Source organism: Kitasatospora sp. NPDC002965 (assembly GCF_040611255.1).
Lineage (GTDB): Bacteria > Actinomycetota > Actinomycetes > Streptomycetales > Streptomycetaceae > Kitasatospora.
On record NZ_JBEXNT010000129.1, the window covers coordinates 6193 to 26796 of the forward strand.

20 protein-coding genes and 1 pseudogene are annotated in these 20604 nt (G+C 74.5%); 10 read left to right on the forward strand and 11 right to left on the reverse strand.

Going from position 1 to position 20604, the window contains the following annotated elements:
- Positions 1–99 precede the first annotated feature (99 nt).
- The 4 genes from ABZY91_RS33865 to ABZY91_RS33880 all read right to left on the reverse strand — a co-directional run bounded on the left by ABZY91_RS33865 (position 100) and on the right by ABZY91_RS33880 (position 4205).
- Positions 100–2367: a peptidoglycan binding domain-containing protein gene (locus tag ABZY91_RS33865; RefSeq protein WP_355407022.1), complete on the reverse strand. Its 2268-nt coding sequence runs from the start codon at positions 2365–2367 to the stop codon at positions 100–102.
- Positions 2368–2610: 243 nt separating this feature from the next.
- A complete protein-coding gene (locus ABZY91_RS33870; RefSeq protein ID WP_355407023.1) occupies positions 2611–3072 on the reverse strand; it encodes a DUF6113 family protein in 462 nt (153 codons plus the stop codon).
- The gene (gene mshB, locus ABZY91_RS33875; protein WP_329949211.1) at positions 3069–3980 is read right to left on the reverse strand and encodes an N-acetyl-1-D-myo-inositol-2-amino-2-deoxy-alpha-D-glucopyranoside deacetylase; all 912 of its coding nucleotides are present in this window, start codon (positions 3978–3980) and stop codon (positions 3069–3071) included. Before mshB ends, ABZY91_RS33870 begins: the two co-directional genes overlap by 4 nt.
- Positions 3981–4010: 30 nt before the next feature.
- Positions 4011–4205 carry a DUF2304 family protein gene (locus ABZY91_RS33880; protein ID WP_329949212.1) on the reverse strand — a complete coding sequence of 65 codons (195 nt, stop codon included), beginning with the start codon at positions 4203–4205 and terminating at the stop codon, positions 4011–4013.
- Between the two features lie 314 nt (positions 4206–4519).
- Between ABZY91_RS33880 and ABZY91_RS33885 the strand changes: the two genes are divergently transcribed.
- Entirely contained in the window at positions 4520–6673 is a 2154-nt protein-coding gene (locus ABZY91_RS33885; RefSeq protein ID WP_355407026.1) for a prolyl oligopeptidase family serine peptidase, read from the forward strand.
- A 393-nt stretch (positions 6674–7066) separates the two neighbouring features.
- Positions 7067–7267 (forward strand): hypothetical protein, encoded by a 201-nt coding sequence (locus tag ABZY91_RS33890; protein ID WP_329949214.1) that lies wholly within the window; start codon positions 7067–7069, stop codon positions 7265–7267.
- Between the two features lie 29 nt (positions 7268–7296).
- On the opposite strand, the gene ABZY91_RS33895 is transcribed toward ABZY91_RS33890, so the two are convergent.
- The gene (locus ABZY91_RS33895) at positions 7297–8214 is read right to left on the reverse strand and encodes a transglutaminase-like domain-containing protein (protein WP_329949215.1); all 918 of its coding nucleotides are present in this window, start codon (positions 8212–8214) and stop codon (positions 7297–7299) included.
- 23 nt (positions 8215–8237) lie between these two features.
- Entirely contained in the window at positions 8238–9161 is a 924-nt protein-coding gene (locus tag ABZY91_RS33900) for an N-acetyltransferase (RefSeq protein ID WP_355407028.1), read from the reverse strand.
- Positions 9162–9387: 226 nt separating this feature from the next.
- Here ABZY91_RS33900 and fdxA point away from each other — a divergent pair, with 226 nt between their 5' ends.
- Together fdxA and dapC are read left to right on the forward strand one after the other, a co-directional pair.
- Positions 9388–9714: a ferredoxin gene (fdxA, locus tag ABZY91_RS33905; protein WP_030459925.1), complete on the forward strand. Its 327-nt coding sequence runs from the start codon at positions 9388–9390 to the stop codon at positions 9712–9714.
- A gap of 21 nt (positions 9715–9735) precedes the next feature.
- Entirely contained in the window at positions 9736–10908 is a 1173-nt protein-coding gene (gene dapC, locus ABZY91_RS33910; RefSeq protein ID WP_355407031.1) for a succinyldiaminopimelate transaminase, read from the forward strand.
- A 790-nt stretch (positions 10909–11698) separates the two neighbouring features.
- On the opposite strand, the pseudogene ABZY91_RS33915 reads toward dapC, so the two are convergent.
- A pseudogene (locus tag ABZY91_RS33915) lies at positions 11699–11797 on the reverse strand (ATP-binding protein); the annotation flags it as partial.
- A gap of 373 nt (positions 11798–12170) precedes the next feature.
- On the reverse strand, positions 12171–13184 hold the full coding sequence (locus tag ABZY91_RS33920; RefSeq protein ID WP_329883186.1) for a hypothetical protein: 1014 nt from the start codon (positions 13182–13184) through the stop codon (positions 12171–12173).
- Between the two features lie 176 nt (positions 13185–13360).
- Between ABZY91_RS33920 and dapE the strand changes: the two genes are divergently transcribed.
- Both dapE and ABZY91_RS33930 read left to right on the forward strand, forming a co-directional pair.
- Positions 13361–14434 (forward strand): succinyl-diaminopimelate desuccinylase, encoded by a 1074-nt coding sequence (gene dapE / locus ABZY91_RS33925; protein ID WP_329883185.1) that lies wholly within the window; start codon positions 13361–13363, stop codon positions 14432–14434.
- Positions 14435–14533: 99 nt separating this feature from the next.
- Complete coding sequence (locus tag ABZY91_RS33930; RefSeq protein WP_329883184.1) at positions 14534–15343, forward strand: TIGR00730 family Rossman fold protein; 810 nt, start codon at positions 14534–14536, stop codon at positions 15341–15343.
- Positions 15344–15362: 19 nt separating this feature from the next.
- On the opposite strand, the gene folP is transcribed toward ABZY91_RS33930, so the two are convergent.
- Positions 15363–16175: a dihydropteroate synthase gene (gene folP / locus ABZY91_RS33935; protein ID WP_355407040.1), complete on the reverse strand. Its 813-nt coding sequence runs from the start codon at positions 16173–16175 to the stop codon at positions 15363–15365.
- Between the two features lie 156 nt (positions 16176–16331).
- Between folP and ABZY91_RS33940 the strand changes: the two genes are divergently transcribed.
- Positions 16332–16763 carry a DivIVA domain-containing protein gene (locus ABZY91_RS33940; protein WP_355407034.1) on the forward strand — a complete coding sequence of 144 codons (432 nt, stop codon included), beginning with the start codon at positions 16332–16334 and terminating at the stop codon, positions 16761–16763.
- Entirely contained in the window at positions 16760–17404 is a 645-nt protein-coding gene (locus ABZY91_RS33945) for a DNA-3-methyladenine glycosylase I (protein WP_355407036.1), read from the forward strand. The genes ABZY91_RS33940 and ABZY91_RS33945 overlap by 4 nt, the downstream gene beginning before the upstream one ends.
- 57 nt (positions 17405–17461) lie before the next feature.
- On the opposite strand, the gene ABZY91_RS33950 is transcribed toward ABZY91_RS33945, so the two are convergent.
- Complete coding sequence (locus ABZY91_RS33950; RefSeq protein WP_355407038.1) at positions 17462–18262, reverse strand: enoyl-CoA hydratase-related protein; 801 nt, start codon at positions 18260–18262, stop codon at positions 17462–17464.
- A gap of 307 nt (positions 18263–18569) precedes the next feature.
- Between ABZY91_RS33950 and ABZY91_RS33955 the strand changes: the two genes are divergently transcribed.
- Entirely contained in the window at positions 18570–18737 is a 168-nt protein-coding gene (locus ABZY91_RS33955) for a DUF3117 domain-containing protein (RefSeq protein WP_014137929.1), read from the forward strand.
- 141 nt (positions 18738–18878) lie between these two features.
- Here the strand turns inward: ABZY91_RS33955 and ABZY91_RS33960 are convergent, their stop codons facing one another.
- Positions 18879–19511: an O-methyltransferase gene (locus ABZY91_RS33960; protein ID WP_329883219.1), complete on the reverse strand. Its 633-nt coding sequence runs from the start codon at positions 19509–19511 to the stop codon at positions 18879–18881.
- 205 nt (positions 19512–19716) lie between these two features.
- Between ABZY91_RS33960 and sigE the strand changes: the two genes are divergently transcribed.
- Positions 19717–20556 carry an RNA polymerase sigma factor SigE gene (sigE, locus tag ABZY91_RS33965; protein ID WP_355407042.1) on the forward strand — a complete coding sequence of 280 codons (840 nt, stop codon included), beginning with the start codon at positions 19717–19719 and terminating at the stop codon, positions 20554–20556.
- The last annotated feature ends 48 nt before the right edge of the window (positions 20557–20604 follow it).

Here is a 20604-nt window from a genome sequence, read left to right on the forward strand (position 1 = left end):
CGGGCGGTCCCGGGGCGCTGCCTTTGTCGCGCGGGGGGGGGTGCGGGGGGGGGGGGGGGGGGGGGCGGCCCCCGCCCCCCCCCCCCCCCAACTCCGCGGTCAGACGGTGAACTTGACCGTGCGGTCCCGCTCGCCGGTCTTGTCCAGCACCGAGGTGACCGCGTCGGCGACGTCCTGCGGGGTGATCTGGACCAGCTGGCCGTTCTTCTTCATCTTGACCTTGTCGAAGGCCCCGGCCAGCTGGCCGTTGAGCGCGTCGAGGTCCCACTTGGGCACGATCTTGCCGTTGGCGTCCGGCACCAGGGTGAGGGTCTTGGCGGCGATCTTCGGGGTGAAGTCCCACTTCTTGGCGCCGGCCTGGATGCGGACGATGCCGTTCACCGCGGACTTGCCGAGGGTGTCGGCGGCGCCCTGCAGGGCCTGCGGGGAGTTCTTCGGCTGGGCGGCCGTCACGGACAGCGCGACCGGCTGGTCGGTCCGGCCGGCGGCGCGGTCGCGGTAGGCCGCGTCGACCAGCTCCACGGCGGAGGCGGAGTCCACGGCCTGGCCGGCCTTGCCCGGGACCACCACGACCTCGCCGTTGTCGCCGAACTTCACGTAGCCCTCCTGCAGGCCCTGGCCGGAGCCGGTGGCCAGGGCGTCCAGGGCGGCCTTGAGCTTGGCCCGGTCCACCTTGACCTCCGGCGGGACGGCCTTCTCGTCGCCCTTGAGCGACTTGAGGACGTCGGCCGGGTTGTAGGAGTGCTGGGTGAGCTTGTCGACGGTGGCGGTGGTGTCGAAGCTCAGCCCGGCGGCGGTCGGATCGAGGTCCAGCGTCTGCTCGCCGACCTTCAGCTTGACCGGCTGCTGGCCGGCCTTACCGACGGTCTCGTCGAGCTGGCGGATGGCCTGGTCGCGGTTGCTCCCACCGATGTCGGTGCCGAGCACGACGGTGCCCTTGGGGATGTCGGACTGGTTCATCATCAGACCGGTGCCGTACGCGGCGGCGCCGAGGAAGAGCACGCCGATGACGGCGTAGGTGCCGAGCTTGACCAGCTTCTTGGCGGCGCTGGGCTTGCGCTTGGCGGTGCCGGAGGCGGGCTTGGGGGCGGCCGGCTGCGGGGCGGGTGCCGGGGTGGGCACGGGGGCCGGGCCGGGGGCGGGTACGCCGGTGCCCGGGCCGTCGTACTGCGGCAGGCCGGGGGCGGCGCGGAACGGGTCGGCGGGTGCGGCGTCGAAGGCTCCACCGGGGCCACCGGGGCCACCGCCGGCACCCGGGCCGCCCGGCTCGCCCTGGCGGAGGGGTGCGCCGGGGAAGAGGCCGGCGGGCGGCGGTGTGCCGTTCGGCCCGGCGGCCGGCGGGCGCTGGGCGGCGAACGGGTCGGCGCCGGCCGGGGCGGAGGCGAACAGGCCGGGCTGCGGGGCGCCGTTGGGGGCGCCGGCGCCACCGGGCACGCCGGGTATGGCGGCGGGCGGGGCGTCGTCGCGGATCGGTGCGAAGCCGTCGACCGAGGTGTCCTCGGGTCCGCCGGGCAGCGGGCGGCCGGGGCCCTGGGGGGCCCGGCCGGGTGCGCCGGCGCCGGGGGCGAACGGGTCGGCGGCGGGGCCCGGGGCGGACGGGTCGGCCGGGGCGTCCGCGTAGACGCCGGCCTCCTCGGCGGGGAGTTCCGGGCCGGTGCCGTAGGGCGAGGCGGGTGCGCCGGTCGGGCGAGGCGCGGGGGCCTGCGCCTGGGCGGGCACCGGGCGGCCGTTCGGGCGGCCGGCCTCGGGGCGGCTGCCGTTCGGCCGGGTGCCGTTGCGCCGGGGTCCGGCGTCGGGAGCGGCCTGGGCCGGCTGGGCGGCGGTGGCCTGGGCACCCGGGGCGCCGACCGGGGCCGAGGCCGCGACGGGAGCCGGGGCGTCGGCGGCCTTCTTCTGCCGCGGCCGGAACCACGCGCCGGTCGACTCGGACTCGGAGGTGGCCGGCGGGATCTGCCACTCCGGGGGCAGGTTCGGCGGGGTGGCCGCGCGCGCGCCGCCGCCGTCCATCACACCGAGCACCGGTGAGGAGGGCGCGGCGGAACGGTGCCGGGGCCCGGCCGGTTCGGCCGGGGCGGGCGCCGGGGCGTCCTCGCCGGGGCCGTCCTCGTTCTTGACCGCGCTGCGGACCACCACCGGCGGGATCGGGCGCGAGCCGGGGATGTTGATCCGGACGCGGGTGGTGACGGTGGTCTCGGTCTTCGGGGACTCGTCGTCGCCCTCCGGAGCCGAGCCCCCGGCGGTGCCGGCACCCGTGCGGTCGCCGCCGGGGAAGCCCGGTGTGCCGTAGGGCGGGGTGCCCGACGGGTAGGCGTCCGGGCCCGTGCGCCGAGGCGTCGGGTGGGCGTTCTCAGATTCGCGGCTGCTCAATGCTGCTCTGCTCCGGGTTCGCGGGCCGGGCCGTGCGGCGCGACCGCGGTCGTCGGCGCCGGACCTGGCGGGCGGCGTCGGGTACGGCGTTCTGCGGCACCACCATACTGGGAAGAACTGAGCGGTGAACCGGTTCGGTTAGAACCCGATACGTCCGGTTCTTCCGGTATGAGAGTACGACCGGGTGGTCCTGACTGCTCGTCGTACCGGCCACCGGCCACCGTACGCGGTTCGGCGGGTCGATCAGCGCGGCGGACCGGCTACTCCGGGAAACCAGCTGGTCCGGGTCGGCAGGGTGGCGCAGATCACGCCCAGAATCGATCCGACGAACAGCCAGGCGAGCGACGTGGCATTGGTCCAGAGGACATTGTCGCCCTCCGGACGGGGCACCATCAGCAGGAGCAGGGCGAGGAACCAGCCGGCCGCCGGCGCGGCCGCGCCGAGCCGGGTCCCGGTGACCCGCAGGCCGGCGTAGAAGGTCGCGGCGGTGGCGGCGAGTGCGAGCAGGACTCCCACGGGTGGCCACAAGGCCTGCACAAACGCTCCGCACACCGATACCGCGACGCCCAGCAGGAAGAACAGGACATAAGCCGCGATCCGTGCGATGCGGGGAGGCTGGGACTCGTTCAGCCGTTCGTCCCGGGTGCCGAGGACGGTCGCCGGGATCGAGCGGCGCTGCGGCCGGGCGTCGGCGGGCGCGGTCATCGGGCATCCTCCTGGGAGATCTGGTCCGCGGCCGTGCCGAGGCCCGCGAAGAGGTCGTCCTCCGGCAGCCGGGGACCGGCCTGGCCGCGCACCAACTGGTAGTACTCGGTGGCGATCAGCGGCTGGCCGAGGTCGTTGGAGAGCGCGAAGAAGTCGCCCGCCACGGTGATCTGGGTGGCGTGCGCCGCCATCGCGGCGGCCTTGCGGTCGGCGTACGCGGCGCCGTCCAGCACGGTGGTGACCGCCTCGTCGGCGACCACCCCCGGAACGTCCCCCGGCTTCGCCACGCCCGGGAACGGCGACCCGGCCGCGGTCGCGGCGAGACCCCGCTCGATCACCGACCGGGGCATCCGGTTCCAGTACACCTTGGCGATCCGCCAGGCCGGCCCCAGTTCGGGCCGGTACGCCCCGTCGGCGGCCAGCTCGTGGGCGCGCATCGCGACCCGGTGCGTCTGGATGTGGTCCGGGTGCCCGTAGCCGCCGTCCTCGTCGTAGGTGACCAGGACCTGCGGACGCACCTCGCGGACGACCGCGACCAGCCGGCCGGCGGCCTCGTCCACGTCGGCCCGCCAGAAGCAGTCCGGCGCGTCGTTGTCGGGCACGCCAGACATCCCGGAGTCGCGGTAGCGCCCCGGGCCGCCCAGGAAGCGGAAGTCGGTGACCCCGAGCGCGCGCATCGCCTCGGACAGCTCGCCGATCCGGTGCGCGCCGAGGGTGTCCTCCCGATCGGCCGTCAGGTGGGCCAGCTCCGGGGGGATCACCTCACCGCCCTCGCCGAGGGTGCAGGTCACGAGGGTGACGCGGGCGCCCTCGGCGACGTACCTGGCCATCGTGGCGCCGTTGCCGATCGACTCGTCGTCGGGATGGGCGTGCACCAGGAGCAGGCTGCGGCCGGTAGTGGCGGTCATGGGAGCAGCCTAACGACCGGCCGCACGGGGTCAGAGCTTCAGGCCGTTGATCATCCCGGCGAGGTTGCTGGTGACCTGACTGATCGAGGGGGCGATGGAACTGGAGGCCAGGTAGAAGCCGAGCAGCGCGCAGACGACGGCGTGCGCGAGCTTCAGGCCGGAGCGGCGGATCAGCACCACCACGATGACCAGCATCAGTAGGGCTGCGGAGACGGACAAAGCCATGGCGGCTCACACCCCTTCTCGGGTGCGCCGCCCCCGGCGGAGGGCGGCGGTCGGGACCGTGCGGGACTTGCGGTCGGGCGGTCGGGGCCGGGACGAGGCCGGACGATCACCCGTTGGACCAGTCATACCCGATGGGTGAGCGGATCATTACGGTCGGTGAGTCCGCGCACCCCGGGGCACGGGGGCACCACCGGGGCGCATGGGCCGGTCGGAGGGGGTGCGGGCCCCTTCCGGGCGTACTTGCGCCGGATGCTCCGAACGAGTGATCACCACCGGCCGGAGGGTGGCACCTCCAGGTCGTAGGGTCAGGTGCCATGACCACCCACACCCCAGCGGACACCTTCCCGAGGCAGTACGCGCGCACCCTGCGCTACACCGTCGGCGCGCCCCGGTCGTTCTCCGTCGCACCCGACGGCTCCCGGGTCGTCTTCCTTCGCTCGCGGTCCGGCAGCGACCGCGCCAACCTGCTCTGGACCCTCGACACGGCCACGGGGGAGGAGCGGGTCGCCGCCGACCCGGTCGCCCTGCTCGGCGGCGGCGAGGAGGACCTCTCCCCGGCCGAGAAGGCCCGCCGTGAGCGCAGCCGGGAGGGCTCGGCCGGCGTCGTCGGCTACGGCCTGGACGGCAGCGGCCGGATCGCCGCCTTCGCGCTCTCCGGCCGCCTCTTCACCGCCGACCTGGTCGACGGCACCACGGCCGAGCTGCCCGCCGAGGGACCGCTGCTCGACCCGCGGCCCTCACCGGACGGCCTCCACGTCGCGTACGCGAACACCGCCGGCGAGCTGCGGCTCACCCGTACCGACGGGACGGCCGACCGGGCCCTCGTCCGGCCCGACGGACCCAACGTGACCTGGGGTCAGGCCGAGTTCATCGCCCAGGAGGAGATGCACCGGGACCGCGGCTACTGGTGGTCCCCGGACGGCGACCGGCTGCTGGTCGAGCGCGCCGACGACACCCCGGTGCGCCGCTGGTGGATCGCGGACCCGGCGAACCCGGACCGCGAGCCCGCCGAGGTCGCGTACCCGGCCGCCGGCACCGCCGACGCCGAGGTCGGCCTCTGGGTGCTCGACCTGGACGGCGCCCGCACCGAGGTGCTCTGGGACCGCGGGGCCTTCCCGTACCTGGCCCGGGTGCACTGGTCGCAGGGCGGCGTCCCGCTGCTGCTCGTCCAGGCCCGCGACCAGCGCAGCCAGCGGATCCTCGGGGTGGACGTCGAGACCGGCGCGACCGAGCTGCTGCACGAGGAGCGGGACGACGCCTGGCTGGAGCTGTTCCCCGGTGTGCCCGCCTGGACGCCGGACGGCAAGCTGGTCCGCATCTCCGACGAGTCGGGCGCCCGGACGCTGGTGGTCGGCGACCTGAACGTCACCGGCGCCGACCTGCACCTGCGGTCGGTGCTCGCCGTCACCGCCGACGAGGTCTTCTTCACCGCCTCCGGCGGCGCGGGCGAGAGCGACCCCGAGCCGGGCTGGATCGCCGCCGGCCGGATCAGCCACGACGGCAAGCGGCTCTCCTGGGAGGCCGCCAACGGCCGGCCGTTCACCTCCGTCACCACCGCCGTGCACGCGGCCGGCATCACCGTGCGGGCCACCGCGGAGCCGGACCTGCCCGGCACGCTGGTGCAGGTCGCCCGGGACCTGCCGGAGGGCCTGGTGGTGGACGACATCGCCACCATCGCCTCCTACGCCGAGGCCCCGGTGATCACCGCCCGCCCGGTCTTCCGCTTCGCGGGCGAGCGCCGCATCCCCGCGGCCGTCTTCCTGCCCACCGGCTACGACCGCGAGCGGGACGGCCTGCTGCCGGTCCTGATGGACCCGTACGGCGGCCCGCACGGCCAGCGCGTCGTCCAGGCGCACAACCCGCACCTCAACTCGCAGTGGTTCGCCGACCAGGGCTTCGCGGTGGTCGTCGCCGACGGGCGCGGCACCCCCGGGCGCACGCCGGCCTGGGAGAAGTCGATCGCCTTCGACTTCGCCGGCGCCACCCTGGACGACCAGGCCGACGCGCTGCAGGCGCTCGCCGGGGAGTTCCCGCTGGACCTCGACCGGGTCGCCATCCGCGGCTGGTCGTACGGCGGCTACCTCGCCGCGCTCGCCGTGCTGCGCCGTCCGGACGTCTTCCACGCGGCCGTCGCGGGCGCCCCGGTCACCGACTGGGAGCTGTACGACACCCACTACACCGAGCGCTACCTCGGCCACCCCGCCGAGCGGCCGGAGGTGTACGCGGCCAACTCGCTGAGCGGCTACGCGGCGGGCCTGGAGCGGCCGCTGATGATCATCCACGGTCTGGCCGACGACAACGTGGTGGCCGCGCACACCCTGCGGCTCTCCTCGGCGCTGCTGGCGGCCGGCCGGCCGCACGTGGTGCTGCCGCTGTCGGGGGTCACCCACATGACGCCGCAGGAGGAGGTGGCGGAGAACCTGCTGCTGCTCCAGGTCGACTTCGTGAAGAAGTCGCTCGGAATCTAGACCCGGCGACTGGACGGTCCGGGACGGTCGGGGACGGTCCGGGGCGGGCGGTGTGAGGGGGAGCGGGGCCGGAACAGGGCGCCGGGCCCGCGGACGAGCGGTGCCGGGAGCCCATACCGCTCCCCCTTGGCCGAAGGTGCCCGCGCGGGGCGATCCGTCCGGCCTCCGGGGAGGACGGTAGCCCCCGCCTCCGACAACCGCCCCGGTGAAAGCCCCGGACCGGCTCCGGTCTGCGGCTCCGGTGGCCGGTCCGCCCGGTACGGGGGCCGGCCACCGGTCGGCACCCCGTCCGCGGGCGGTCGCCCCGGGCGGTTGCTGCGGGCGGAGGAACTCTCCGTGCCGAAGGATCGGCCGGGCCGCTGTCGGGCGCGGGCGGCGGGCACCATGACGGGCATGTCGAAGCCTGCCGTGTCGGTGCTCGCCGCCCTGCTCGTGGCCCTGGTCCCCTGCGCCGCGCTCACCCCGGCCGGAGGCCCGGACCGGGGGGCGTGCACCGTCGGCTTCTTCGCCGGGGATCCGCTCGTGACCGCGCGGCCGGTCGCCCCGGTGGCCGACGTCCCCGGCTGTCCGGCCGCCGTGGAGCGCGGGCTGTAGCGCTCGTCCGACGATTCCCGCCGGGCGGCTCAGTTCAGCCGGTGCCGCGCGGCCCGGGCGTCCCGGCGGACCTTGGCGGCGGTGTCGGGATCGAAGGCGTCCAGGATCTCGGCGTACTCGTCCATCTCCCCGGCCCCGCCCAGGAAGTCGCCGGTGCGGACCAGCAGCTCCGCCCGTTCCAGGCGGAGCTGGGCGGGGTGGCGGGGGAGGAGCAGGGCGAGTTCGGTGGCCCAGAGCTGGGTGCGAGCGTGTTCGGGGCGGTCGGCGGCCCAGGCCCGGATGTTGCCGAGCACCCGCAGCACGATGTCCAACGGTGCCGCGGGGGTGAGCAGTTCGGCGGTGAACTCGTGTCCGGTGGCGCGGACGAGCTCCGCCGCGTCCGGCAGGTCGAGCAGCCGGCCGCCGTGGAACGGGTCGGCCAGCACGTAGTCGTCGCCGCCGGCGGGGCCGCCGACCGCGACGATGAAGTGGCCGGGCAGGGCGATCCCGTGCACGGCGAGTCCGGCCCGCCGGCCGACGGCCATCCAGACCAGCGCGAGCATGATCGGCAGACCGCGCCGGCGCCGCAGCACGTCGGGCAGCAGCGAGGACTCCAGCCGCCGGTAGTCGGACTTCCGTCCGTGGAACCGCTCCCGGCCGCCGAGGACGGCGGCCAGCAGGGCGGCGGTCTCCTCGGGCCCGGCCGGGAACCGTTCGGCGACGGCGAGCCGGACCGAGGCCGCGTGCCGTTCGAGCGCGGCCTCACAGGCGGCGAGCAGGGCCGCGAGGGCGGGCGGGCCCGGCAGGTCGTCCGGGTCGTCCGGGTCGGGGGTGCGGGTGTGCTCGGCGGCCGCGAGCAGGCAGAGCAGCACCGGATCGGGGTGCTCGGCCCGGGCCTCGGTCCGGAAGCGTGTTCTGCTCTGCTCGGTCACGGTGGCTGCGGCGGCTTTCTGGGGACGGGCGGACAATCAGGCGGTTCCACGCGTGGGCGCTACCCCTGGGGGAGCCGCGCGTAGTGGTAAGTGTGACTGGTCGTGAAGCCGAGTCCGTCATACAGCGCGACGGCGCCGTCGTTCTCCGCCTCGACCTGGAGGAACGCGCCGGTGGCGCCCTCCTCGGCGGCGCGGGAGGCGAGCACCGCCATCAGCGCGGTGGCCAGCCCGGCCCGTCGCGCGCGGGGATCGACCTCGACCGCGCCGAAGCAGGCCCACGGGCCGTCGACGACGCACCGTCCGATCGCCAGCGGGGGCCGGCCCTCCGCCCCGGGCACGGTCGCGAACCAGACCGACGGCCCGCCGTGGATCACCCGCAGGGCGGCCTCCTCGACCGCCGGGTCGTCGGAGGCCCGGCGGTACAGCGACAGCCACTGCGGCCCGGCCGTCCGGGAGAGCCGCACCCGGCCGACCGCCGCCGGGGCGCCCGCCCGGGCGAGTCCGGCCAGTGGTGCGACCCGCACCAGGGTCGGCGAGTACATCGCGCCGAGCCGGTCCAGCGCGGCCCGCAGCGGTTCCGGGGAGCCGGGCGTGCTGACCTCCACCCAGGCCGGCAGCCCGCGCGCCGCGTACCAGGCGCGGGCGGCCGCGAGCGCCTCGTCGAGCGGGAGCCCGGGGTCGCCGAGCGCCTGGACGGAGTTGGCCCGCCGGGTGAATCCGGCCGAGGCGCGCAGCGTCCACGCACCGAGCGGTTCCCGGTCGACGGCCGGCCAGCCGCGGGCGGCGATCCGCTGGAGTTCGACCGGGGAGGCGGCCGGCAGCGGCGCGCGCCTGGCCGGGAAGAGCGGTACGACCTTGCCCGCGACGAGCAGCCGCTCGTCGAAGGAGACCGGTCCCCCGGTGCGCGGGACGACGGTCAGTCCCCGGTCGTCCCAGGAGGCGAGCACGCCGATCACGTCGCGGAACTCGGGCCTGCCGTCCACGAGGCCCGAGAGACGTCGCGCGGAGACCCGCAGGCCAACGTCCGCACGGCCTATCCGGACTTCCGGACGGTCCTGAACCGGCCCTTCGGCGGCCATCTGGGCACCTCCTGTGCATTTGCGGTCTCCGACCCGCGATACTAGGGGCGGGCATCGACGACGCCGCGCTCACCCGCGCACGCGAGAAAACAGAATGGGCCGCCGTGCCCTTCCGAGGAGGAACGACAGCGTGACCTACGTCATCGCGCAGCCTTGTGTCGACGTCAAGGACAAGGCGTGCATCGAAGAGTGCCCGGTTGACTGCATCTACGAGGGCGAGCGATCGCTCTACATCCACCCGGATGAGTGTGTCGACTGTGGCGCTTGTGAGCCGGTCTGCCCGGTCGAGGCGATCTTCTACGAGGACGACACGCCGGAGGAGTGGAAGGACTACTACAAGGCGAACGTCGAGTTCTTCGACGATCTCGGTTCGCCCGGTGGTGCGTCGAAGCTCGGTCTGATCGAGCGCGACCACCCGTTCATCGCCGCTCTGCCGCCGCAGAACGCCGAGCACTGACCGATCGGTGGCATCTGAGCTGTGACTACCAAGAACAGCACGCACGCGCCGTTCCCGGGCCACCCGGGAGCGGCGCGCCGCGTTTCGGACCTCCTGCCGGTCTTCCCCTGGGACAAGCTGGAGCCGTACAAGAAGACCGCTCTCGCGCACCCCGGAGGGCTCTGCGACTTCTCGGTCGGGACCCCCGTCGACCCGGTGCCCGAGGTGGTCCAGAAGGCGCTCGCCGCCGCGACCGACACCCCCGGATATCCGACCGTCTGGGGCCCGGTGGAGCTGCGCGGGGCGATCGCCGACTGGCTGCACCGCCGGGTCGGCGCCGAGATCGGCCCGCAGGCCGTGCTGCCGACCGTCGGCTCCAAGGAGCTCGTGGCCTGGCTGCCGACCCAGCTCGGCCTCGGCCCCGGCGACCAGGTCGCCTACCCGCGGCTGGCCTACCCGACGTACGAGGTGGGCGCCCGGCTCTGCGGCGCCGAGCCGGTGGAGTACGACTCGGTGGACGAGCTGGACGGTTCGCGGGTCCGCCTGATCTGGGTCAACTCGCCCTCCAACCCGACCGGTCGGGTGCTCGGCAAGGACGAGCTCCGCCGCACGGTCGCGTGGGCGAGGGAGCACCGGGCGCTGCTGGTCAGCGACGAGTGCTACCTGGAGCTGGGCTGGGAGGCCGACCCGGTCTCCGTCCTGCACCCGGACGTCTGCGGGACCGACGGTGACGGGAGGCAGCACGAGGGCCTGCTGGCCGTCCACTCCCTCTCCAAGCGCTCCAACCTGGCCGGCTACCGCGCCTCCTTCGTGGCGGGCGACCCGGTGGTGGTCAAGGAGCTGCTGGAGGTGCGCAAGCACGGCGGCATGATCGTGCCGGCCCCGGTCCAGGCGGCGACGGCCGCGGCGCTCGCGGACGACGCGCACGTGGCGGAGCAGCGCGAGCGGTACGCGGCCCGGCGCTCGGCGCTGCGGGCCGCGCTGGAGGCGTACGGGTTCCGGGTCGAGCACTCGGAGGCGAGCCTCTACCTGTGGGTGACCCAGGACCGGCCGTGCTGGGAGACGGTGGCCGAACTGGCCGCCCTGGGCATCCTGGTGGCGCCCGGCGACTTCTACGGGCCGGCCGGCGGACGGTTCGTCCGGGTCGCCTTCACGGCGACCGACGAGCGGGTCGCGGCGGCCGTGGAGCGGTTGCACGCCGGGCCCGCGGTGTAGCGGAACGGCCCGGGGGAGCGGCGTCGTACGCGGCTCCCCCGGGCCGCACGAGGGGTCGGCGTCCGATCAGGACGCCGACCCCTCGGCATGCGGCGGGCGGGTCTCAGCCGATCGGCAGGCCGCCGAGGGCGCCGCCGTTGACGCCGCCCAGCAGGCTGCCGAGCGGGCCGGTCAGACCGGTCAGGCCGTTCAGCGGGCTGTTCGGGCCGAGGTCGGCGCCGCCCAGACGGTTGGCCGAACCGTGCTCGGCCAGGCCGAGCACGTCGGCGCCCGGCAGGTCGGCCGCCAGGCCGCCGGGGAGGGCGCGGGTGACGGCGCCGAGCGGCAGCGCGTCGGTCACGGTGCCGGTGCTGGGCACGGCGCTGGTGAGGCCGGAGGCACCGGGGACGGCCTGGGTGAGGGCGCCGGCCTGGGAGAGCCCGCCGACCGGGTTGGCGCCGGCGCCGGCGCTGCGCTGCGTGGCGCTGTGGCCGGTGACGGCCTCGCCGAGCTTGCCGGCCAGGGCCTTGGCGACCTTCGGGGTGACGCCGGAGAGCTGGCCGGTGGTGGCGGCGGTCTGGTCGAGCGGTGCCGTCAGCGAGCTGGCCTTCTCGTTGGCCTCGGGGAGCTGCTGCGCGACGATGTTGCCGGTGGCGTCGGCGGTGGCGGGCACGCCCGCGGCGACGGTGGCGGCGCCGGTGTTCCCGGCCGCCTTGCCCAGCTCGTGGGTGGTGTGCTGGAGGGTGGAACCCGTGTCGGTGTTGGTCAGCTGGCTCAGCGGCGCGGCCAGGTCGCTCTTGGGCAGGAGGGCGTCGGCGGCGGACGCGGAGCCGGCCGCGACCAGCGGGGTCGCGCCGGCCGCCACGAGCAGTGCGGCCTGGGCGATCCGTCGCGTGAGGGGGTGAGACATGGGGCTCCTCGAAGGGGGTCTGGTGTCCGTCTCGTCCGCCGGGCGGACGACGTTGTTACCGCTTGAGAAGCCAGAAGGTTTCGGTCGGTGCAAGGAAAGCGTCGAGCCGACCATCGGATGGTACGACCGCCGTCGGGGTGGGCCCGGGTGCCCGGCCGGGGGTGTGCGGGTACGGCGGGGCAAGGGGAGTGACGGTTCTGCGCCAGGCCGGCCCGCCGGCACCGGCCGTCCACCTGCGTTGACACGAATCACTCGTACGGCGGCAACCCGGACACCAGTGCGTCAGCGGCCCGGACCGGGCGGTTCCCGCCCCCGGAAACACCACTGCGCCGGGCCGTCCGGGTGACCGGCCGGCCCGGCGCAGCGGGGCTGCTCAGCTCTTCGCGGCCGCGGCCAGCGAGACCAGCACGAGCTTGGTCGAGGTCCCGGTCGGCTGCGGCTTCCAGCCGTCCTCCGACTTCGCCTTCCGCCAGATCTTCCCGTCGTACGCGACGGTCTCGATGCCCAGCTTCTGGGCCTGGGTCACCGCCCAGTGCGCCACCGCCCAGCCGCTCTGGCGCTCGGCGTCCGGCCCGGCGTCGGTGGAGGCGGTCGGGTCAGGGGTCAGCGAGACGGCGTTCTCGGCGCCCTTGACCGTGGACGAGTAGCCGCCGGCCGGGGTCACCGTGCGGCCGAACTCGCGGCGGACCCGGTCGCTCAGCACCTGGGTCCGGTCCGGCGGGGCGGCGGCCGGGGCGGTGGCGCCGGGGGCGGTGGCCGTCGGTGCCTCCTCGGCCTCGTCGGGCGCCGCGAAGTCGTGCACCACGCAGTTCAGCGAGGCCGCCTCGCGGCCCGTCAGCGCGGAGGCCAGCAGGGTGGCCTTGGTCTCGTGCTTGGCGTAGGCCTGCGGGTAGCCGCTCTTCTGCACCTGCTGGGCCGCGTCGGTCAGCGGCAGCCGGGTGTAGCCGGGGACCTTCACCAGGCCGTCGAGGAACTTGTTGGTCGCGTAGACCGGGTCCATGATCTGCTGCACGGTGCCCCAGCCCTGGGAGGGCCGCTGCTGGAACAGGCCGACCGAGTCCCGGTCGCCGCCGGTCAGGTTGCGGATCTTGGATTCCTGCATCGCGGTGGCCAGCGAGATGGTCACCGCCCGGTCCGGCAGGGCGCGGGAGTGCGCGACGGCGGCGATGGTCGCCGCGTTGGCCGCCTGCGGGATCTCCAGCTCGCCCTCGCCGGCCGGGGTCTTCACCGAGCAGCCCTCGGGGGTCAGCAGCTTCTGGTCGCGGAGCCAGAACAGCCCGACCGCCACCACGGCCAGCACCAGCAGACCGATCAGCACCGCCCGCAGTCCACGACGCCGCCGGGGCACCGTGCCGTCGTCCCGGCCGCCGCTCCTTCTCCTGGCCACCGCCGCCCCTCTCACCGAACCGTGCTGTCCGGACCGGGGTTCCGGGCCGGGCATCCGAACCGACACCGTACCCACTCGGACGGGTGTGCGGTGACCGTCGGTTGCGGGTGACGGTGTCACAGCCCCGCTACGGCGGGGCCGCGCCGTGACCCGCCACCGGACTAGGCTGGGTGACCATGAGCAGCCCGAAGACGTCCCTGGACCTCACCCTCGACGGCGGCGCGCTGACCGCCCAGCTGGTGGACTTCCCCTCCGTCAGCGGCGACGAGCAGGCGCTCGCCGACGCCGTGGAGGCCGCCCTGCGCGCCTACCCGCACCTGACCGTCGACCGGTACGGCAACAACGTGGTGGCCCGCACCGACCTCGGCCGGGCCGAACGCGTGCTGCTCGCCGGGCACCTGGACACGGTGCCGATCGCCGACAACCTGCCCTCCTACGTCGAGGGCGACCTCCTCTACGGCTGCGGCACCTCCGACATGAAGTCCGGCGTGGCCGTCCAGCTCAGGCTCGCCGCCACCCTGCCGGAGCCCAACCGCGACCTCACCTTCGTGTTCTACGACTGCGAGGAGGTGGAGGCCCACCGCAACGGCCTCGGGCACCTCGTCCAGGCCCACCCCGACTGGCTGGCCGCCGACTTCGCGGTGCTGATGGAGCCCAGCCAGGCCACCGTCGAGGGCGGCTGCCAGGGCACCCTGCGCGCACAGGTCCGGCTCACCGGCGTGCGCGCCCACTCGGCCCGCAGCTGGCTCGGCGACAACGCCATCCACCACGCCGCCGAGGTGCTCGGCCGGCTCGCCGCGTACGAGCCGCGCCGGGTCGAGATCGACGGGCTGGAGTACCGCGAGGGCCTCAACGCGGTGCGGATCGACGGCGGGGTGGCCGGGAACGTCATCCCCGACGAGTGCGTGGTGACCGTCAACTTCCGGTTCGCCCCGGACCGCGACGAGGCCGCGGCCGAGAAGCACGTGCGCGAGGTCCTCGACGGCTACGAGGTCACGGTCACCGACTTCGCCCCGGGCGCGCTGCCCGGCCTCGCGCAGCCGGCCGCCCGGGCGTTCGTGGCCGCGACCGGCGGCACGGCCCGCGCCAAGTTCGGCTGGACCGACGTCGCCCGGTTCAGCGCGCTCGGCGTCCCGGCGGTCAACTACGGCCCGGGCGACCCGAACCAGGCCCACAAGCGGGACGAGCACTGCTCGCTCACCGCCATCGCCGAGACCGAGGAGCGGCTGCGCGCCTGGCTGACCGACTGAGGCGACAAGCGCATCAACGGCTGAACGCCACCTTCCGGTTGCCCAACCGACCTTTCACCGTTGCCTGAAAACCGGGATCGGCGGGCGTAGGGTTTCGTCATGACAGGCACTGGAGACGAAAAGCACTACGGACACGGTCCTGAGCAGGTGGGCGAGCCGCACCCGAAGAAGGCGTGGCCCGAGAAGCAGAAGGGCCCGGTGCTGGTGCGCCGGGACCAGGTCGGCGAGAGCACGACGGACCAGCGCCTGCTGGACACCACCGGCCCGACCGACTGGCTGCACACCGACCCCTGGCGGGTCCTGCGGATCACCTCGGAGTTCGTCGAGGGCTTCGGCGCGCTGGCCGAACTCCCGCCCGCGATCAGCGTCTTCGGCTCCGCCCGGACCCCGGTCGACTCGACCGAGTACGCGGCGGGCGTGGCGATCGGACGGGCGCTGGCCGAGGCCGGCTACGCGGTGATCACCGGGGGCGGCCCCGGGGCGATGGAGGCGGCCAACCGGGGCGCCTCGGACGCCGGCGGGCTCAGCGTCGGGCTCGGCATCGAGCTGCCCTTCGAGCAGGGGCTCAACGAGTTCGTCGACCTCGGGCTGAACTTCCGCTACTTCTTCGTCCGCAAGACGATGTTCGTGAAGTACGCCCAGGGGTTCGTCGTCCTGCCCGGCGGCCTCGGCACGCTGGACGAGCTGTTCGAGGCGCTCACCCTGGTGCAGACGAAGAAGGTCACCCGCTTCCCGGTGATCCTCTTCGGCAGCGAGTACTGGGGCGGGCTGGCCGACTGGCTGAAGAACACCCTGGTCGCGCAGGGCAAGGCCGCCCCGCACGACCTGGAGCTCTTCCACATCACCGACGACATCGACGAGGTCCTGAAGATCCTCGCCGACGCCCGCCGGCCGGTGAACGAGATCTAGGCCCTGCCCGGCGCGCCTCTCAGGCCAACCCCCGGCGGGCGACCGCCGGGGGACGGCTGCCGCGGATCGAGGCGACCATGTCCAGCACCTGCCGGGTCTCCGCCACCTGGTGCACCCGGTACACCCGGGCGCCCAGCCAGGCGGAGACCGCGGTGGTCGCCAGCGTGCCGAGCAGCCGCTGGTCCACCGGCAGGTCCAGGGTCTCGCCGACGAAGTCCTTGTTGGAGAGCGAGACCAGCACCGGGAACCCGGTCGCCGTCATCTCCGGCAGCCGCCGGGTCGCCTCCAGCGAGTGCCGGGTGTTCTTGCCGAAGTCGTGCCCCGGGTCGATGACCACCGCGTCCCGCCGCACGCCGAGCCCCACCGCCCGCTCGGCCAGCCCGACGGTCACCCGCAGGATGTCCGCCATCACGTCCGGGTACCCGGTCCGGTGCGGTCGGGTCCGCGGCTCGGCGCCGCCCGCGTGGGTGCAGACCAGCCCGGCGTCGTACCGGGCGGCCACCTCGGCCAGCCGCGGGTCCACCCCGCCCCAGGCGTCGTTCAGCAGGTCCGCGCCGACCTCGCAGACCGCCTCGCCGACCTCGTGCCGCCAGGTGTCGACGCTGATCACGGCCTCCGGGTGGCGCTTGCGCAGCTCCGCCACGAACGGCACGGTGCGCCTCAGCTCCTCCTCGACGGTGACCTCGTCGCCCGGCCCGGCCTTCACCCCGCCGATGTCCAGGATCGCGGCGCCCTCGGCCATCGCGCGGTCGGCGGCGGCGAACGCCGCCTCGTCGGCGAAGGTGGCGCCCTTGTCGAAGAACGAGTCAGGAGTCCGGTTGACGATCGCCATGATCACCAGCTCGTCGTCGCCGAATTCCCGTGGTCCCAGGCGCAGTGCCACCGATGTCTCCTCCACAGCTGCTGCGAGTGCGATGATGGCCCCCGGCCCATCGGGACCATGATCCCACTCCTGTCGGGGCCGGCCGGAAAATCGGGAGGACCGCTCGTGTTCTGGGTGATCGTGGTGGCGATGGCCGTGGTGGTCGGCGGCGCCGCGCTGGTGGCGCTGGGCGGGGGCGGCTCGCTGCCGGAGGCGGTGCACGACCGGATCGCCGCCGGGCTGCCGCAGGACCGCCCGCTCGGTCAGGAGGACGTCGAGGCGATCCGCCTGCCGATGGCCGTCCGCGGCTACCGGATGGACGAGGTGGACGACGTGCTCGACCGGCTGGGCGTCGAACTCGCCTACCGCGACGCGCGGATCGTCGAGCTGGAGGCGCTCGCCGCCGTGCGCGGCGCGGTGGAGGCCACCGACCGCCCCGGCACGGGCGCCGAGCCGCTGCCCGGCCTGGAGGACTTCGCCAAGGTCGTCGAGCCCGCCGTCGTCCTCACCAAGGCTCCCGCCGGCCCGGAGGACGCGGAGCCGGCGGACGGCCGGTGAGCGCCGACGCGGACGTCGCGGCCGGTGCCCCGGCGGACGCCCCGACCGGTGGCGCCGTCGTCGGCCCGGACGGCCTGCGCCGCTGCGCCTGGGGCGACTCGGCGGACGACTACCGCACCTACCACGACACCGAGTGGGGGCGCCCGGTCCACGGCGACGACGCCCTGTTCGAGCGGGTCTGCCTGGAGGCCTTCCAGTCCGGGCTCTCCTGGATCACCATCCTGCGCCGCCGCGAGGGCTTCCGGTCCGCCTTCGCGGGCTTCGAGATCGCGAGGGTCGCGGAGTTCGGCGGGGCCGACGTCGAGCGGCTGCTCGGCGACACCGGGATCATCCGCAACCGGGCCAAGATCGAGGCGTCGATCGCCAACGCCAGGGTCGCCCGCGACCTGGACGGCGGGCTGGACGCGCTGATCTGGCAGTTCGCCGCAGACCCGGACCGGCCGGCCCCCCGCTCGACGGGCGAGGTACCGGCCGTCACGCCCGAGTCGACGGCACTGGCCAAGGCGCTGAAGAAGGCGGGCTTCCGGTTCGTCGGCCCGACCACCGCCTACGCCCTGATGCAGGCCTGCGGGCTGGTCGACGACCACCTCGCCGACTGCCACGTCCGGTCCGTCCTCGACGGGACGCGGCCCGGGGCGTAGCGCGCGGTCGCCGGCGGACCCGGCGGTGGGCGGGCGGTCCGGCGGGCCGTGCGCCGGTCAGCGCCCCAGGTACTGCGGCTTCTCCTTGGCGATGAAGGCGCGGACCGCGATCCGGTGGTCCTCGCTGTCGCCGGCCAGCGTCTGCAGCTCGTCCTCCTTGTCGAGCAGCTCGCTCAGCGTGTGCGCGGCGCCGTACGCCAGAGACTCCTTGATCGCGCCGTACGCCACGGTCGGGCCATCGGCCAGCTCCTTGGCGAACACCCTTGCGGTGGCCGCCAGTTCGGCGGCCGGCACCACCTTGGTGGCCAGCCCCAGCTCCATCGCCTCGGCGGCCTTCACGGTGCGCGGCAGCATCAGCAGCTCGGTGGCCCGGGCGTGTCCGACCAGCCGCGGCAGCGTCCAGGACGCGCCCGAGTCGGCGGTCAGGGCGATACCGGCGAAGGCGGTGTTGAAGCCGGCCGTCTCCGAGACGATCCGGAAGTCGCAGGCGAAGGCCAGCGAGGCGCCCGCGCCGGCCGCCACCCCGCCCACCGCCGCCACGGTCGGCTTGCGCATCCCGGCCAGCGCCCGCAGCAGCGGGTTGTAGTGCTCGGCGACGGTCTTCAGCGCGCCCTCGCCGGTCTCCTCGGCCTGCCGGAGCAGGCCCAGGTGCTCCTTGAGGTCCTGGCCGACGCAGAACGCCCGGTCGCCCGCGCCGGTGAGCAGGACGGCCCGCACCGCCGGATCCTCGGCGGCGGCCGTCACGGTGTCACGCAGAGCCACCTTGGTGGGTACGTCCAGCGCGTTCATCGCCTCCGGGCGGTTGATCGTGATGACGGCCAGGCCGCCGTCCAGCTCGTACAGCACGGAATCGGACATGGGCGAGGGCTCCCTTGCTCGTCGCGCGGTGATCGCACGGTGGTCGTGGGCTGCCAGGATGCCGGAGTGCGGGGCCGGCTGGGGAGTGTGAGGTATCGCACCTTCCGGCGGCGGACTGATCACCGCCGCGCCGGGGCTTATGGCGGGAAATGCGCCGGTTGGGGGCGGTCCGGCCGAGGTTGCACCGAGAGTGATGTTGGTCATCAGGCCGTGGCATGCGGGATAATGGCTTCCGATCAATGCGTTCGATACCGGCGGTGGACGGACTGCCGGTGCGTAGCTGAGCGTTGCAGGAAGGGGAACGAGCATGGCGGCCATGAAGCCGCGGACGGGTGACGGCCCGCTCGAAGTCACCAAAGAGGGGCGGGGCATCATCATGCGCGTTCCGCTCGAAGGCGGCGGACGCCTCGTGGTGGAGCTCACGCCTGACGAGGCCGACGCCCTCGGTGAGGCCCTGAAGAAGGCCTGCGGCTGACCGCAGCAGGTGCTCGCCATCTCCTGGAGATGTGCCACCGGCCCGGGTCCGACGATCACGTCGGCCCGGGCTCGGTCGTTCCCGGGCCGCTAAGGGCCCTGGGAGCCCGCCGCGCGGCCCCCGGGCCCCCCGGGTCGGCCCTCAGCGTTTGACGGCGCAGAGCAGCCCGTCCGAGACCGGCAGCAGCGCCGGCAGCAGCTTCTCGCTCTCCCGGACGTCGCGCACCAGGTCGCGGACCGACCGGGTCTGCGGGTCCTGCTGCTCCGGCTCGGCCAGCCGGCCCTCCTGGAAGACGCCCTCGAAGCAGACCATCCCGCCCGGCCGCAGCAGCCGCAGCGACTCCGCCAGGTACTCCTGTGACTCCGCCGGGTCGCCGTCGCAGAACACCAGGTCGTACTGGCCGTCGGCGAGCCGCGGCAGCACCTCCAGGGCCCGGCCCGGTATGAACCGCGAGCGGTTGGCCGCGAAACCGGCGGCCTGGTACGCCTCCCTGGCCAGCTGCTGGCGGACCGGTTCGGAGTCGACGGTGGTGAGCACGCCGTCCGGCCGCATCCCGCGCAGCAGGTAGACCCCGGAGACGCCCGTCCCGGTGCCGATCTCGGCCACCGCCTTGGCGTCCAGCGCGGCCGCGAGCAGCCGGAGGCAGGCGCCTCCGCTGGGTCCGATCGCCCTGATTCCGGTCCGCGCGGACTGTGCCCGGGCGTAGGTCAGCACCGCGTCCTCGCCGACGTAGGTGTCCGCGAGAGCCGCATGCGCGGGCCCGAACTCGCTGATGGCTGCCTCTTTCGGAGCCCCGGGTGGCGGCCCGGCGCCTAGCGGATGTCGATATTTCCTGCCACAGATTACTGGCCGGGCGGGAACCGCGTACGGCGGCGGGCCGTTGGTGAGGCAGGGACCGGGGGAACAGGAGGTTCCCGGGCCTGTTCTCCGGCTTGACGGTCGCGGGCACTTTTATCCGGGCTTGACGGGTGAGGTGGATATGGTGGTGGCCCTGCTGGGCAGAAGAGCCGACCGAGGAGGTGTGGCCGAGGGCGACGTCCCTGTGCGGCGGCACTCCCGCGGCACCGCGTCGGCCCGTACGCCGAAGCCCGTGATGAACCAGCCTGCGCACTCCACTCCGGACCAGCCGGCCGCCGCGCCCCAGACGCCGGCCGCCGGTACCGCCGAGGCCCCCGCCCTCGCGACCTTCGCCGAGGGCCCCGACGCGCAGACCTGGACTCCGCCCAGCTGGGAGGAGATCGTCGAGGCCCACAGTGCCCGCGTCTACCGCCTCGCCTACCGGCTGACCGGTAACCAGCACGACGCCGAGGACCTCACCCAGGAAGTCTTCGTCCGGGTGTTCCGTTCGCTGTCCACGTACACCCCCGGCACGTTCGAGGGCTGGCTGCACCGGATCACCACCAACCTGTTCCTGGACATGGTCCGCCGACGCCAGCGCATCCGCTTCGACGCGCTCGGTGACGACGCGGCCGAGCGGCTGGCCTCGCGCGAGCCCAGCCCGGCCCAGCACTTCAGCGATACCCACTTCGACGCCGACGTCCAGCAGGCGCTGGACACCCTGGCGCCCGAGTTCCGGGCCGCCGTGGTGCTCTGCGACATCGAGGGACTCTCCTACGAGGAGATCGCCGCGACGCTCGGCGTGAAGCTCGGTACCGTCCGCAGCCGCATCCACCGCGGCCGCTCGCACCTGCGTGCCGCGCTCAAGCACCGCGCACCCGGTGCCGCCCCCGGCCGTGAGCGCCGCGGCGGCGGTGCCGACGAGCCGGTGCCGGTCGGCGCCGTCGCCGGTGAGGCCGCGGTCGCGCCGGGCGGTCGCTGACTGAGGCGGTCTTCAGCGCAACCGGCCGCTCAGGACCGGGCCACTCCG

What these genes read in the sequence shown, in the direction of transcription:
- ABZY91_RS33870 (WP_355407023.1), bottom strand. Translation starts at nt 3,072, where the DNA reads ATGACCGCGCCCGCCGACGCCCGGCCGCAGCGCCGCTCGATCCCGGCG.
- sigE (WP_355407042.1), top strand. Translation starts at nt 19,717, where the DNA reads ATGGTGGTGGCCCTGCTGGGCAGAAGAGCCGACCGAGGAGGTGTGGCC.
- ABZY91_RS33890 (WP_329949214.1), top strand. Translation starts at nt 7,067, where the DNA reads ATGTCGAAGCCTGCCGTGTCGGTGCTCGCCGCCCTGCTCGTGGCCCTG.
- ABZY91_RS33955 (WP_014137929.1), top strand. Translation starts at nt 18,570, where the DNA reads ATGGCGGCCATGAAGCCGCGGACGGGTGACGGCCCGCTCGAAGTCACC.
- ABZY91_RS33880 (WP_329949212.1), bottom strand. Translation starts at nt 4,205, where the DNA reads ATGGCTTTGTCCGTCTCCGCAGCCCTACTGATGCTGGTCATCGTGGTG.
- folP (WP_355407040.1), bottom strand. Translation starts at nt 16,175, where the DNA reads ATGGCGATCGTCAACCGGACTCCTGACTCGTTCTTCGACAAGGGCGCC.
- ABZY91_RS33885 (WP_355407026.1), top strand. Translation starts at nt 4,520, where the DNA reads ATGACCACCCACACCCCAGCGGACACCTTCCCGAGGCAGTACGCGCGC.
- mshB (WP_329949211.1), bottom strand. Translation starts at nt 3,980, where the DNA reads ATGACCGCCACTACCGGCCGCAGCCTGCTCCTGGTGCACGCCCATCCC.
- dapE (WP_329883185.1), top strand. Translation starts at nt 13,361, where the DNA reads ATGAGCAGCCCGAAGACGTCCCTGGACCTCACCCTCGACGGCGGCGCG.
- ABZY91_RS33950 (WP_355407038.1), bottom strand. Translation starts at nt 18,262, where the DNA reads ATGTCCGATTCCGTGCTGTACGAGCTGGACGGCGGCCTGGCCGTCATC.
- ABZY91_RS33930 (WP_329883184.1), top strand. Translation starts at nt 14,534, where the DNA reads ATGACAGGCACTGGAGACGAAAAGCACTACGGACACGGTCCTGAGCAG.